14 protein-coding genes are annotated in these 13,110 nt (G+C 47.1%); 10 read left to right on the top strand and 4 right to left on the bottom strand.

Translation table 11 applies throughout. The features are described 5' to 3' along the window. The first annotated feature begins 68 nt into the window (after positions 1–68). From EOO50_RS06275 to EOO50_RS06310, 8 genes are read left to right on the top strand one after another with little or no spacing between them, the layout of a single operon-like run. Positions 69–1,214, top strand: coding sequence for an NAD(P)/FAD-dependent oxidoreductase (locus EOO50_RS06275; protein ID WP_290838732.1), 1,146 nt, complete (start codon positions 69–71; stop codon positions 1,212–1,214). Then, a complete protein-coding gene (locus EOO50_RS06280; RefSeq protein WP_363331725.1) occupies positions 1,211–1,930 on the top strand; it encodes a methyltransferase domain-containing protein in 720 nt (239 codons plus the stop codon). Before EOO50_RS06275 ends, EOO50_RS06280 begins: the two co-directional genes overlap by 4 nt. Then, entirely contained in the window at positions 1,927–2,979 is a 1,053-nt protein-coding gene (locus EOO50_RS06285; protein WP_290838689.1) for a 3-oxoacyl-[acyl-carrier-protein] synthase III C-terminal domain-containing protein, read from the top strand. The genes EOO50_RS06280 and EOO50_RS06285 overlap by 4 nt, the downstream gene beginning before the upstream one ends. After that, complete coding sequence (locus EOO50_RS06290; RefSeq protein WP_290838690.1) at positions 2,979–3,764, top strand: SDR family oxidoreductase; 786 nt, start codon at positions 2,979–2,981, stop codon at positions 3,762–3,764. The genes EOO50_RS06285 and EOO50_RS06290 overlap by 1 nt, the downstream gene beginning before the upstream one ends. After that, positions 3,764–4,201: a 3-hydroxyacyl-ACP dehydratase FabZ family protein gene (locus EOO50_RS06295; protein ID WP_290838735.1), complete on the top strand. Its 438-nt coding sequence runs from the start codon at positions 3,764–3,766 to the stop codon at positions 4,199–4,201. The genes EOO50_RS06290 and EOO50_RS06295 overlap by 1 nt, the downstream gene beginning before the upstream one ends. Then, positions 4,198–5,472, top strand: coding sequence for a beta-ketoacyl-[acyl-carrier-protein] synthase family protein (locus tag EOO50_RS06300; RefSeq protein WP_290838691.1), 1,275 nt, complete (start codon positions 4,198–4,200; stop codon positions 5,470–5,472). The genes EOO50_RS06295 and EOO50_RS06300 overlap by 4 nt, the downstream gene beginning before the upstream one ends. A 10-nt stretch (positions 5,473–5,482) precedes the next feature. After that, positions 5,483–5,737, top strand: coding sequence for an acyl carrier protein (locus tag EOO50_RS06305; RefSeq protein ID WP_290838692.1), 255 nt, complete (start codon positions 5,483–5,485; stop codon positions 5,735–5,737). Next, complete coding sequence (locus EOO50_RS06310) at positions 5,734–6,240, top strand: 4'-phosphopantetheinyl transferase superfamily protein (protein WP_290838694.1); 507 nt, start codon at positions 5,734–5,736, stop codon at positions 6,238–6,240. The genes EOO50_RS06305 and EOO50_RS06310 overlap by 4 nt, the downstream gene beginning before the upstream one ends. Here the strand turns inward: EOO50_RS06310 and EOO50_RS06315 are convergent. The 4 genes from EOO50_RS06315 to EOO50_RS06330 are packed head-to-tail and all read right to left on the bottom strand — an operon-like array spanning position 6,202 to position 9,989. Then, on the bottom strand, positions 6,202–6,597 hold the full coding sequence (locus tag EOO50_RS06315; protein WP_290838695.1) for an OsmC family protein: 396 nt from the start codon (positions 6,595–6,597) through the stop codon (positions 6,202–6,204). The two genes, EOO50_RS06310 and EOO50_RS06315, sit on opposite strands and share 39 nt — an antisense overlap. Further along, positions 6,597–7,475 carry a pirin family protein gene (locus EOO50_RS06320; RefSeq protein ID WP_290838697.1) on the bottom strand — a complete coding sequence of 293 codons (879 nt, stop codon included), beginning with the start codon at positions 7,473–7,475 and terminating at the stop codon, positions 6,597–6,599. The genes EOO50_RS06315 and EOO50_RS06320 overlap by 1 nt, the downstream gene beginning before the upstream one ends. 4 nt (positions 7,476–7,479) lie before the next feature. Beyond that, positions 7,480–8,076, bottom strand: a complete 597-nt coding sequence (locus EOO50_RS06325; RefSeq protein ID WP_290838698.1) for a 3'-5' exonuclease — start codon at positions 8,074–8,076, stop codon at positions 7,480–7,482. Further along, on the bottom strand, positions 8,076–9,989 hold the full coding sequence (locus EOO50_RS06330) for a DUF294 nucleotidyltransferase-like domain-containing protein (RefSeq protein ID WP_290838699.1): 1,914 nt from the start codon (positions 9,987–9,989) through the stop codon (positions 8,076–8,078). Before EOO50_RS06330 ends, EOO50_RS06325 begins: the two co-directional genes overlap by 1 nt. A gap of 576 nt (positions 9,990–10,565) precedes the next feature. On the opposite strand from EOO50_RS06330, the gene EOO50_RS06335 reads away from it, so the two are divergent. Together EOO50_RS06335 and EOO50_RS06340 are read left to right on the top strand one after the other, a co-directional pair. Continuing rightward, positions 10,566–10,937 carry a hypothetical protein gene (locus EOO50_RS06335; protein ID WP_290838701.1) on the top strand — a complete coding sequence of 124 codons (372 nt, stop codon included), beginning with the start codon at positions 10,566–10,568 and terminating at the stop codon, positions 10,935–10,937. A 509-nt stretch (positions 10,938–11,446) separates the two neighbouring features. Beyond that, complete coding sequence (locus tag EOO50_RS06340; RefSeq protein ID WP_290838702.1) at positions 11,447–13,072, top strand: DUF4832 domain-containing protein; 1,626 nt, start codon at positions 11,447–11,449, stop codon at positions 13,070–13,072. Positions 13,073–13,110: the final 38 nt, after the last annotated feature.

The raw sequence follows: 13,110 nt of genomic DNA on the forward strand, positions 1-13,110 counted from the left end.
TTGTTACAACACTTTCCTGTAAATCCTGTAAATATTTACCCCGCATTTATAAACCGACGTCGACCGAAATTGTTAAATTAGCCCCTATGCTGAACAATCGCGTTATCATCATCGGAGGCGGGCTCGCCGGACTCACGGCCGCCATTCATCTTTCCAAAATTGGAACCGATGTGACGCTCGTTGAAAAGCAGGAATACCCGAAACACAAGGTCTGCGGCGAATACATTTCGAACGAAGTGTTGCCATATCTAAAATGGTTGGGCGTGAACCCGATGGAACTCGATCCCGCGCAAATCACAAAGGCGTCGTTCTCAACCGTCGACGGCAAGGAAATCCATTGCGATTTGCCGCTCGGAGGTTTCGGGATCAGCCGATACGCGCTTGACAATTTCCTTTATAAACACGCCGTGAACAACGGTTGCGCCGTGATTCGCGAGACAGTTTCAGACATTTCGTTCGACAACGACCAATTTACCGTGACACTTTCAAACGATACGAAACTCAAAGCCAGGGTCGTGATCGGAGCGCACGGAAAACGATCGAACATCGACCAGAAGCTCGATCGGGAATTCATCGCGAAAAAATCGCCTTGGCTTGCCGTGAAAGCCCATTATTCGGGAGATTTTCCGGATAATCTCGTCGGGCTGCACAATTTCAACGGCGGTTATTGCGGCGTTTCAAAAGTCGAGAACGGCAACATAAACGTATGTTATCTCGCCGATTTCGAGTCGTTCAAAAAATATAGGAATATCGAAGAATATCAGGCGGCCGTTGTCTGTGAGAATCCGCGACTCAACGAAATTTTCGACAATTGCGTGCCGTTGTTCGATCAGCCGCTCACGATCAGCCAGATCTCGTTCGAGAAAAAAGAGCCGATCGAGAAACACGTCCTGATGATCGGCGATACGGCGGGTTTGATACATCCGTTGTGCGGAAATGGAATGGCGATGGCGATCCACAGCGCGAAGTTGGCGTCGGAATGTTTATCCGATTTCCTGTCGGATGAGATCACGAGAGAAAAATTAGAAGAAAATTACACTAGAATTTGGAATGATAATTTCAGCCGACGATTGAAAACCGGACGATTACTGGCTTCGGCGTTGCAACAACAAACCCTGTCGCACATTTTGCTTCGGACGCTTTTGTTCTTCCCGTCGCTGCTCCCTGAAATCATAAAAATGACACATGGCAAACCTTTGAAAATAGCAGCATGAACCTGACAGTAGATACCACATACCGCAGCGAAATGCCTGAAATCATGGACGATTTGTCGATGCAAGGAAAACAATTGCGCGACACGCTCGACAAGATTGCGGGCCTAAACCGAACGTTGGGCGGCAACCGACTCACGCTCGAAGGAATCAAAAAATTAATCAAGAATGTTCCGCTTGACAAACGCGTCCGGATCATGGATGTCGGTTGTGGAAATGGAGACATGTTGCGCGACATCGCCGATTATGGCGACAAATCGGGACGGAATTTCTCGCTCGTCGGAATCGATGCGAATTTCGACACCATCAAACACGCCGAAGGTCTTTCCAAACATTATCCCGATATCGCCTACGCTTGCGAAAATATTTTCGACGACGAATTCGAACAAATTGAATGTGATGTTATCGTCTGCACGTTGACCTTGCATCATTTTTCAGATGAGGAAATCGAGGATTTGCTGCGTAAATTCAATAGACAGTCGTCGATTGGGATCGTGATAAATGACTTGCACCGCAGTGCGATCGCGTATCGTCTGTTCCAACTGGTCTGTTTCGTTTTCGGACTCGGCGCGATGCCAAAAAACGATGGATTGATTTCCATCCTACGCGGTTTCAAGAAAAGCGAACTGCGCAAATTCTCAAAAAAACTAAACTTCAATAAATACAGCATCCGTTGGAAATGGGCATTCCGCTACCAATGGATCATATCGACTCTATGAGTGTACGAATCAAGACAGTAGCCAAAGAATTACCCAATTACAGCAAAGAAACCCCTGAAATCATTGACTTCCTGGATAATTGGCTTAACGGCCAGGACGAGCGTTTCGTTCGGAAAGTCAAGAAAATCTTTGAAGGCGCGGCGGTCGACAAACGCTATTCGATCATGGAACCCGTGGAAGTTTTCACGGCTACTTCGTTCGAGGAAAAAAACGACATCTACACCCGTGAAGTCATCGATCTCGGTGAGAAAGTATTGCGCAAGGCGTTGCACAAAGCCGCTTGGGATCCGTTGTCGCTCGATTTCATAATCACCGTAAGTTGTACGGGAATCATGATCCCGTCGCTAGATGCGTACCTGGTAAACTTGATCGGGTTGCGACAGGATATCGTGCGTCTGCCTGTGACCGAAATGGGTTGTGCGGCCGGAATTTCGGGCATCATCTACGCAAAGAATTTTCTGAAAGCGAATCCGGGAAAACGTTGCGCGGTGCTAGCGGTCGAAAGCCCGACGGCGACGTTCCAACTCGAAGATTATTCGATGCCCAACATCGTGAGCGCCGCGATTTTCGGCGATGGCGCGGCCTGCGTTTTATTGTCGTCCGAGGAAGATGCCGAAGGTCCGGAAGTGGTCGCCGAAGAAATGTACCACTTCTATGACAACGAACACATGATGGGTTTCAAGCTCACCAATTCAGGACTGCAGATGATCCTCGATGTGGAAGTTCCCGATACGATCGCGGCCCATTTCCCGAAAATCGTGCATCCGTTCCTCGAAAAACAAGGACTCAAGATCGATGATATCGACCATTTGATTTTCCATCCCGGCGGACGGAAGATCATCCAGACCGTCGAAGATTTGTTCGCGGGATTGGGCAAGAATATCGACATGACCAAAGCGATCCTGCGCAATTACGGCAATATGTCGAGCGCGACGGTTTTGTATGTACTCGAGGAAATCATGGACGAAAAACCAAAACCCGGAGAGACAGGCTTGATGCTGAGTTTCGGCCCCGGATTCTCGGCCCAACGTGTTTTACTTCGATTCTAATGGGCGATTTCGATAACAAAAAGTACTGGGCGGTCATTTTGGGCGGCAGCAGCGGATTGGGATTGGCGTCGGCGAAGAAACTCGCGGCTCACGGCATGAACATCTGCGTGATTTATCGCAGCCCGCGTTCTGAAAGCCAAACCGTCGAATCACATTTTTATGAAATCCGAAAAACAGGCGTCGAATTCGTTGAGTTCAATTGCGATGCGATGAACACCGACAAGCAGATCGAAGTGCTTTCGAAATTGAGGTCGACGATCGGAAACGGAAAAATCCGCTGCCTTTTACACAGCATCGCTAAAGGAAATTTAAAACCGATGGCCGAAAACGAAAGTCTTTCCAATGATGATTTCCGGACGACACTGGACGCGATGGCCGTGAGCTTATACGATTGGACGAAACTGCTTTTCAACACGTCGCTGTTTGCCGACGATGCGCGTATCCTTGCGTTCACAAGCGAGGGAAGTTCAAAGGCGTGGAAAAACTACGCGGCGGTTTCAGCGGCGAAAGCGGCCCTTGAAGCGATCTCGAGAAGTATTGCGCTCGAATTCGCACCCTTCGGCATCCGATCGAACTGCATCCAGGCCGGCGTGACCGACACAGCGGCCTTACGCATGATCCCGAAACACGAACAATTGAAAGACGGTTCGATCTCGCGCAATCCGTTCAGGCGATTGACCACGCCTGAAGATGTCGCAAATGTCGTGTATTTGCTCTGCAAGGACGAGGCCGCGTGGATCAACGGAGCGATAATTCCAGTGAACGGAGGCGAGCATTTACAATGATGACATCGGACCAAATACTAACGAGATTGCCGTATTCGAAGCCGTTCCTTTTCGTGGATGAACTTCTCGAAGTGGACGAAAATGGCGCGAAAGGAACATTTCGTTTTGATGACAATCTCGATTTCTATAAAGGGCATTTCAAAGACAATCCGATAACGCCGGGCGTAATCCTTACCGAATGCATGGCGCAGATCGGGTTGGTTTGCCTCGGGATTTTTCTATTGGATGACGAATTCAATTCACGAATCGCAATCGGCTTGACGTCAACCGAAATCGAATTTTTGAAACCCGTTTTTCCGAACGAGAAAGTAACCGTAACTTCAACCAAGAAATACTTCCGTTTCGGGAAACTCAAATGTGAAGTCGATATGAAAAATGAAAAAGGCGAAACCGTCTGTTCAGGCACGATCGCAGGAATGATCACCAACAAAAGATGAAAAAAAGAGTCGTCATAACAGGATTGGGCGTCGCCGCGCCGAACGGTGTCGGAATTTCTGAATTCCTCGATGCTTTAAAATCGGGAAAATCAGGGGTGCGATTCGATCAGCAATTGGCCGATCTGCAATTCTCTTGTCAGATTTCGGCCAAACCGCAAATTTCCGAAGAACTCAAACGCAACTATTTTTCGGAACTTGAACTTCGAAATTTCAATGCCGACGGAATCATCTATGGCGTAATTTCGGCGATCGACGCCTGGAAAGACGCGGGCTTACCGATGGATTCGACCGAGCCTGATTTCGACAGCGGAACTATTTTCGGCAGCGGAACGTCGGGCATAGAAAAATTCCGTGAAAGCATTTACAAAATTGACGATCTGCAGACGCGCCGCCTCGGAAGTACGTCGGTCGCCCAAACGATGGCGAGTGGCGTGAGCGCTTATATCGGCGGGAAACTCGGGCTCGGAAATATCGTCACTACGAATTCGTCGGCGTGTACGACAGGAGCCGAAGCAATTATGCTCGCTTACGACCGAATCGTCTCAGGTCAGGCCAAACGCATCATCGCAGGCAGCACGAGCGATTCCGGACCATACATTTGGGGCGGTTTCGACGCGATGCGCGTGTGTACGTTCAAACACAACAACGATCCTGAAAAAGGTTCGAGACCTATGAGCGAAACGGCTTCGGGTTTTGTTCCCGGAGCGGGAGCGGGCGCGTTGTTGCTCGAGGATTTGGAATCGGCGCTCGAGCGAGGTGCGAAAATATACGCCGAAGTTCTGGGCGGAAACGTAAATTCGGGCGGGCAACGCGGTGAAGGAACGATGACGGCTCCGAATCCGGTCGCGGTCCAGAAATGCATTTCGGACGCGATCAGGAATTCGGGAATTTCGGCCAATGACATCGACACCGTAAACGGGCATTTGACCGCAACTTCAAAAGACGGGCTTGAAATCGAGAATTGGACCAAAGCATTGGGCAGGAGCGGAGCCGATTTCCCATACATAAATTCACTTAAATCAAGCGTCGGACATTGTCTTTCGGGTGCCGGAAGCGTGGAAAGCGTCGCCGCGGTCCTGCAGATCGAGCACAACTTCGTCTTCCCGAACATCAACTGCGAGGATTTGCATCCTGAAATCGAAAATCTGGTCGCACGAAAAAAGATTCCGACGCAACTCGTTGAGAAACAGATTGACGTCGTGGCCAAGGCGAGTTTCGGTTTTGGAGATGTGAGCGGATGTGTTATATTTAGGCGTTATTTGCGTGAATAAAACCCAAACCATGAACAGAGACGAAACCATCGCCACACTAAAAACCATCGTAAAACCTTACGTCAAGAATATTGAAGCCTTCGACAATCTCAACGAAGACACTGATTTTATCAAAGATTTACAGATCAATTCGGCCAATTTGGTCGACGTTGCGCTCGACGTGGAAGAAGCGTTCGACATCACTATCGACAATGCGTCGATGGAAAAAATGCTGAACGTGAAAGCGTCCCTCGAAATCATCGAAGCCAAACTCGCTGAAAAATGATAGGCAACGACGTCATCGATTTGGAACTCGCAGCGGTTCAGAGCGATTGGCGTCGCAAGGGTTTTCTTGAAAAATTGTTTTCGAAATCCGAAATTCATCTGATCAAAACATCTCAGAATGCCGACGTTTCCGTTTGGGATTTGTGGAGCAGGAAAGAGGCGGCTTATAAAATCTTCAACCGACAGACGGGGATCCGCGCGTTCAATCCGCAGCATTTTGTATGTGAAAATCTTGAGTCTGAAAGTACGGTTCGTTATGAGAATGCCGCGATTTTCAGTCGTACGGAAATTCAAAACGATTCAATACATACGATAGCGGTTTCAGACAAATGTTATTTTTCAAGGATCTTGTCGGTCGAAAAAACGGCGATCCAAAAAATCGACGGCCTTCCGTTTTTTATGTCGGGCGAAAAAAAAATACCTGCAACGGTTAGTAATCACGGGCGATTCGAGTTTTGTCTTGCACTAATCGGCGATCGTCTCAATTTCGATTTTCCCGGTTAGTGTGCGATGAACCGGACATTTCTCGGCGATTTCAAGAAGTCGCGCGCATTGGTCGGGATCGAGATTTCCTTTCATTTCAATGTATCGGATAAACGAAGATTTGTCGGCCTTGTCGTCCCGTTCGAAACTGACGCGTGTCGAAACTTCCTGTAAATCCCAGCCTTTCCGATCGGCGTACATGCGCATCGTGGCCGACGTGCATGCGCCCAATGCCGAAGCCAGCAATTCGAAAGGGGAGAAGCCCAAATCCTGTCCGCCCAAATGGCGCGGTTCGTCAGAAATTAAGGTGTTTCCGTGTGATGATGTGATCGTCATCTTGTATTTTTCGCGTCCGATAATCGTTGTAGTATCTGCCATTAAAATCGTGGTTGTGGAAGTGGAACAAATTCAGTTTCTCCGGGAACTCTGTCGAATTCCTGATTGGTCCAGCGGATTTTGGCTTCCTCGATCAATTCTTTCGAAGACGCGACGAAATTCCAGTAAATGAACCGTTCTTCAGGAAACGGTTCGCCTCCAAAAATGTAAACCGTCGTGTCTTCGCCCATTTCGAATTCGCACAATTGGGCGTCTTTGGCTACGAGAAGTTGTTTCGGACCGAAGATGTGTCCGTCCGATGAAACATTTCCTTCGAGAATATACATGCCGCTTTCGCCGAACATATCTTTACCGATGCTGACAATTTTCGGGAATGTCGATTTGATTTCGAGCAAATACAACGGGCTGTAAACGGGAACCGCCGACTTCTTTCCGAACGCTTCACCCGCGATGAGCCTGAAGTGTACGCCATCATTTTCCCAATGCGGAATATCCTGGGCTTCGACGTGATGGAAAGACGCTTCGCCTTGTTCGAGATGTTTGGGCAACGCGACCCAGATTTGCAGCCCGTGCAGGAATTTTTCGGAATGGCGCAAATGCTCGGGCGTGCGTTCCGAATGCACGATTCCTTTTCCGGCGGTCATCCAATTCACTTGCCCGGGCTGGATTTCAACTTCGCTACCCAAACTGTCTTTGTGCATGATCGAACCTTCGAAAAGATAGGTCAACGTCGACAAACCGATATGCGGATGCGGCGGAACGTCCATATTCTGATGGTCGCTGAGTTTCGCCGGCCCCATGTGGTCGATGAATGCAAACGGCCCGACCATGCGTTTTTCGCGAAATGGAAGGAGCCTGCCTACGAGGAAATTCCCGATATCGGCGGGACGTTCCTCAATGATGAGTTGGATGTTTGACATGGTCTTAGTTTATGCCGAGGCGCAGTTTTAGTTTTACGAAAAGCAAGGCCATCATGTACGCGTCCTCGATCGCCGACAATCTTTCGGAAACCGGGATTTTGTAATGGCGTGCGAGGTCGTCGAGCGAGAATTGCTTGTCGGTGATATCGTTGAGTTTTCTATGCATGATCTCGATGTCAAGCGCTTCATTTCGCAATCGGCCGCAACCCATTTTTTCGAGCGCTTCGTTTATGAGGTCGACCTCGAGATGGATCCGATGTCCGACCAGAACGGCGTTCCCTATAAAATTCACGAACGCCTCAATCGCCTCGGGTTCAGTGAGTTTATCCTGTTTACTTTCAATGATGAATTCATTTGACATTTCGTTGTCATGCAGGTATTTGTACTGCGGAATCAGGATTTCGAATTGGTCGCCGATCACGACATTATCATTGAAAACGCCGATAGCGCCGAACGAGAAAATCACGTCACGCTCGGGATTCGTGCCCGAACTTTCAAGGCTTATCGCGACGAAACGCTTTGAACGGTGTTCGAATTTCGCGAGATATTTTCGCCAGAATTCAGGATAGTCCTTACTTATATTTTTAATCCAATCAAACATTACGAAAATTGTGTGAGTCTGAATTTACCTTTTATTATTTCTGTTAGATCCTCGAAATTCTCGAGTGCCGCCTTGATCTTCTCGCGATCGATCTTGGTTAGATCATCGAGATTCACGTATCGGCCCGAATTGTCGTATTTCAAACCTTCGAGCGTCCGGTATTTTTCAAGCACGAGCCAGGCTTCGGCGCAATTGAGATATACTTCGGAATTTTTTGGTTCGAGCATCGCCAACTGCTTGAAACGCATGTGCGTATTTGTTACGCCGCGCAGGTTCTGGCCGAGCGCGATCAATCGGGCAGCGTCGGTAAACGGCATGATTCCACGCAGTTTTATGTCGAATTTATTGCGGTTTTCGCCTTCTTCCTCGACGTTGAATTTCTTGAAGAAACTCAGTGACGGCGGCTTTCGCAGCGCATCGTTGCCCAGATAATCGAAGAAGGAGTTGCGTTTCGTGTTCGTATATATGGTATCGAGCAGCGCTTCTTCGAGTTTGGGTTCGCCGAAAGCCAGGTCGAAATCAAAGAAAATCGGGCTGATCTCGTTGCTTTTTTCTCCGGGCGTGTTCATCCAGCTTTCGAATTGCTTCACCCAATCTGTCAGCGATTTACACCACAGCATATTGCTGGCGTTGTGGCCGTTCGGGCATGGCGGATAACCCGTTTTCTCGAGGATCGCGACCGTTCGCTTGGCGAGTTTAAGGAAGTAATCGCGTACGTCCTTGTATTTTTCGGGCGCTACATCTTCAAATACGAGCATGTTGTCCTGGTCGGTCAGCAATAGTTGTTCTTTCCGACCTTGGCTTCCGATCGCGAACCAAGCGAAACGGGCAGGAGGCGAGCCCAAATCGAGAATCGACACCTCGACCGATCGTCTTATAAGCGCCATATTGATTTCAGAAGCGATGTTGTTCACGTGCGAGAGCGGAATGTTCTTCGCGATCGACGTCCTGATCAAATCGGTAAGTTTGTCGCGCACCTGACGCAGATCGCGCGTATTTTGTGCGCGTTTGATTTCCTTGATTAGCACGCCGGGATTACTTGCCTGGGCGACGATAAGGTCGTGTTGGGAAATCACGCCTCGAATTTCAGACTTATCGGAACCGTCGACCGTGACACAAAGGTGCGTGACGTTATTCCTTAATAAAAGGAGTTGGGCTTCGGCCAATGAAACATTCTCGGGAACAGTGATCACGGGCGACGACATGATTCGGTCGGCGGCGATCGTCACGGGAAAACGGCCGGTTGCGATTTTGGTTCGCATGTCGCCGTCGGTAATGATTCCGATCGGCAGGTTTCCCTGTGCGACGATTGCGCTCGTGGTCAGGTTGTCGGTCATCAATTGCGCCACATCTTTTACGAGCGAAGCCGTCGAGATTTTCAATGGCGTCTTGTTGTAGTTCAGCGACTGGAAGAACTGAATTTCAGGCTGTTTCGAACTGTACGTTACATCGTCCGACAACAATTTGCCACGTGTTTCCTGGTCGGCGGGATTGCGGCTGTTGGTCGCGAAACTTTCCAACAGGAAGTTCAGCACTTCAGAATTCTGCGCGACGAAAGGCCTGAACGTCGCAATCGGAATCGCATAGACAAGGCTTTCTTCGCGGGCTTTCGCGGTCATCATGTAATTGTTTCGGGCGAAGAACGGTCGCAACCCGAAGATATCTCCGGGAAGACATTTGTTTAATAACGATTCTTCGGCATCGGCGATCACCGACAAATTTACCACGCCCGAAGCCACGACATAAAAACTGTCATGCAACGAATCGTTTATGGTAAATAAGGTTTGATTCTTTTCAAGACTGACCACGCGGATGTCGGTGGCGATTTTAAGCAGGTCGTCGTACGAAAGCTTGTTGAACGGCGGAAAGTCTTTGAGGAAATCGGCGATACGTTCGGCTATACTGTTTCTCATGATTTGGATCAAAGCCTAAAAATACGAATTTAAAGCCGGGAATCAAATGCGCTGAGGCCTGAAATTAACGGAAGTTTGAGGTAAAGCCGGGTCAAGTCGAAACGCATTTCGTGCAAGTTGGAATCGGATTGTCGCACAGATAATTATGGTAAGAATGACGATTTTTGAGGATTTTGTGAGTAAAATTCGCATAGAATCCAAATGCGTTTTTTTGGCGATATTCTGGACTATGGGATTATTATTTTTATACAGACGATTCTAGGACGATTTGGATCAGAAGTTTCTAATGGGATTTTTGTTTGAATTCGACATGCCAAGAAGAACTGAAAACAGGATTAGTAGATTCGGGAAAGCCAGCGTTAGCGGTCAATGTAGCGGTTGAAAATACAGGATATTACAATCCAACTTACAAATTTTCTATTTTACATAATATAAATTATAGTTCGTAAACTTGCATGTTTGTATCTGCAATCCGATACGTTACAGTTTTCAACAACCCATGGTAAATAACTTTATTAAGTACTGTAAATCAGACCTGTTTAAATGAATACATTTATCCAAGCAAACCCGACAATTATGAAAACCATTTTTTTAATGCTTTTAGCGTTGCCAGTTTTGGCGTTTTCGCAAAAAAAAGAAACGATTCCGTTTTCGTCCCAGGATTTTTTGCAGCTCGTACACAAATATTATAAGGATGTCCCGATACTTAAAGACGGTTACAAATCGTACGATGCCGCGGGAATCGCATGTTACTTATTGACTACAGATCAAGGCGACTTGTATTACTTATATGAGAATGATGTGCTGAAGTTCAATTCCGGCGATACGTCGGTTGAAATTTATCTCGTCGGAACCAATGTCGCAATGTTCGTCGTCCAAATGACGAACGACCATAAATATTTGGTTTATTCGGTGAACGGCGAAGCTAAATCAAAATTAAAGGGCTGACATATAAATCGTTTTTTAAAGACCGGACTTGTTCCGGTTTTTTTGTACCTATTAGAAAAAAATCAAATACGTCTGCGGATTTACGTCGGTCTAACTGTAACATATTTTTTACGGTTATTTATTCCGTTTTTAATTAATCGACGAACTACATTCTATTATCGACTAAGTACATTTATTACTTTTCTGTCAAAAATTTTGAGTTATGAACAATTGTGTATGGAATTGTTAAAAACTCAAAACCATGTTTTGTCGGATAATTTCTTACAGTACTATGTATTTTTGTAAGAATTAAATTTCATAAATTCTTAAATTTTACACTTTATCGATTAAATTAGTTTTTTTAACATTCGTTTTTCTACTTTTATCCCGCTAGCAATTTAGCTTTACCAATGACAGAATGATGCCCCGTTTTTATCAAAATGTCAATCAAAACGCCCTAATACCCAAAACATAATATTAATCCACAAAGCATTCGTAGTGCTTTTAGAAAAAAATCTTAACCTACTATTATGAAGAAATTATTGGCTCTTTTGGGTGCATTTCTTTCCATCTACGGGAATGCACAGAACACCACTGTATCGTACAGCCCGACGACCGCTAACTTTTCGAATCCGGAAAGAGGATTTTACCGTCACACTGAAACGCATTCCGATTCCTACAGCAGTCTTAACCAGACTACGCTAACGAATTACCGCGTGAGCAGTTACTACACTTTGATTTTGCGCGTTTGTTACCTCGAGAATTTCGTAGACGGACAGATTTCTTCTACGTATTTAACGGCAATGCAGGCAGATTTCACGAAGATCAGAAATGCCGGGATGAAATGTATTTTGCGTTTCGCCTACTCTGACGACAACGACAATGGAAACGCCCAAGACGCGAGCAAAGCCCAAATCCTTTCGCACATCAGCCAATTGCAATCGATGTTGCAGACGAATGCCGACGTCATCGCGGTCGTACAAGCCGGGTTCATCGGAGCTTGGGGCGAATGGTATTACACCGATCACTTCGGGATGGAACCGACCGCCGCCGATTATGCGAACCGCAAACAAGTTGTCGATGCGATTCTGGCAGCGCTCCCAACGAGCCGAATGGTACAGATCAGGACGCCGTCTTTGAAGAGAAACACCTATAATACGACTGCCGCACTTACCGCAGCACAAGCTTTCAACGCTTCGTTGCCGGTTGCGAGAATCGGACACCACAACGATTGTTTCCTCGCGAGCGCCGATGATTACGGAACGTATGAGAATATCACTACCGAATATCCATACCTTGAACAGGAAACGAAATTTACTCCGATGGGAGGCGAAACCTGCAAAGTAAACGAGCCTCGTTCGGGTTGTGCAAAGGCGCTTGAAGAAATGGCGAAATTCCACTGGTCGTACCTGAATGTCGATTATCATCCTGATGTTATCGATGGTTTCGAAGCGAATTCATGTTTGGACGACATGGAACGAAGATTGGGTTACCGCTTCGAATTGTTGAACGGAACGTATCCGAATGCTGCGAACATCGGAGGCAATCTCGCCTTTTCGTTCCAAGTCAAGAATACAGGATTCGCATCACCTTACAATCCGAGAACGGCTTACGTTGTTTTAAAGAATACCGTTTCAGGACAGATTTTCAGCTTGCCGTTGACCACGAATGTGCGTTTATGGGCTTCAAACGCTACTCAAACCGTGGCTCAGACATTAACTTTGCCGGCAAACATTCCGGCGGGAGCTTATAAAATGTACTTGAATTTACCCGATCCAGCGGCTGCTTTGAGCACTCGTCCCGAATATTCGATCCGTTTGGCGAACGATGCCACTTGGGAAAACGCTACAGGTTATAACGATTTGAAACACACGATCACTGTCGGAACTGCGCTTGGCGTGGAAGATGTGGCGTTGGCCACCGAGCTTCGTGTCTATCCGGTCCCGACGAACAACGAACTCGTGGTTCAATACGACGGTATCGAAGATTTCAGGGCGACGGTTTTCAATTCACTTGGACAGCGCGTCGGTGTTTCATCAGAAGTTTCAGGAAACAAACTGACGTTCAATACTTCAGAGTTGAGCAACGGAATCTACTTCGTTCAGCTTGACAACGGAAGCAGCAAAACCACAAGAAAATTCATAGTGAGCCACTAACCTATCGGTTTTTGAGTTCATTATTCCAATAGTTGGCG

This window comes from Flavobacterium sp. (assembly GCF_004211145.1).
In the GTDB taxonomy this organism is placed as follows: Bacteria; Bacteroidota; Bacteroidia; order Flavobacteriales; family Flavobacteriaceae; genus Flavobacterium.

Bases quoted from the DNA above. Each gene is read 5' to 3' on its own strand.
- EOO50_RS06290 (WP_290838690.1), top strand. From the start codon at position 2,979: ATGGGCGATTTCGATAACAAAAAGTACTGGGCGGTCATTTTGGGCGGC.
- EOO50_RS06280 (WP_363331725.1), top strand. From the start codon at position 1,211: ATGAACCTGACAGTAGATACCACATACCGCAGCGAAATGCCTGAAATC.
- EOO50_RS06305 (WP_290838692.1), top strand. From the start codon at position 5,483: ATGAACAGAGACGAAACCATCGCCACACTAAAAACCATCGTAAAACCT.
- EOO50_RS06285 (WP_290838689.1), top strand. From the start codon at position 1,927: ATGAGTGTACGAATCAAGACAGTAGCCAAAGAATTACCCAATTACAGC.
- EOO50_RS06310 (WP_290838694.1), top strand. From the start codon at position 5,734: ATGATAGGCAACGACGTCATCGATTTGGAACTCGCAGCGGTTCAGAGC.
- EOO50_RS06300 (WP_290838691.1), top strand. From the start codon at position 4,198: ATGAAAAAAAGAGTCGTCATAACAGGATTGGGCGTCGCCGCGCCGAAC.
- EOO50_RS06315 (WP_290838695.1), bottom strand. From the start codon at position 6,597: ATGGCAGATACTACAACGATTATCGGACGCGAAAAATACAAGATGACG.
- EOO50_RS06330 (WP_290838699.1), bottom strand. From the start codon at position 9,989: ATGAGAAACAGTATAGCCGAACGTATCGCCGATTTCCTCAAAGACTTT.
- EOO50_RS06325 (WP_290838698.1), bottom strand. From the start codon at position 8,076: ATGTTTGATTGGATTAAAAATATAAGTAAGGACTATCCTGAATTCTGG.
- EOO50_RS06295 (WP_290838735.1), top strand. From the start codon at position 3,764: ATGACATCGGACCAAATACTAACGAGATTGCCGTATTCGAAGCCGTTC.
- EOO50_RS06340 (WP_290838702.1), top strand. From the start codon at position 11,447: ATGAAGAAATTATTGGCTCTTTTGGGTGCATTTCTTTCCATCTACGGG.
- EOO50_RS06320 (WP_290838697.1), bottom strand. From the start codon at position 7,475: ATGTCAAACATCCAACTCATCATTGAGGAACGTCCCGCCGATATCGGG.
- EOO50_RS06335 (WP_290838701.1), top strand. From the start codon at position 10,566: ATGAAAACCATTTTTTTAATGCTTTTAGCGTTGCCAGTTTTGGCGTTT.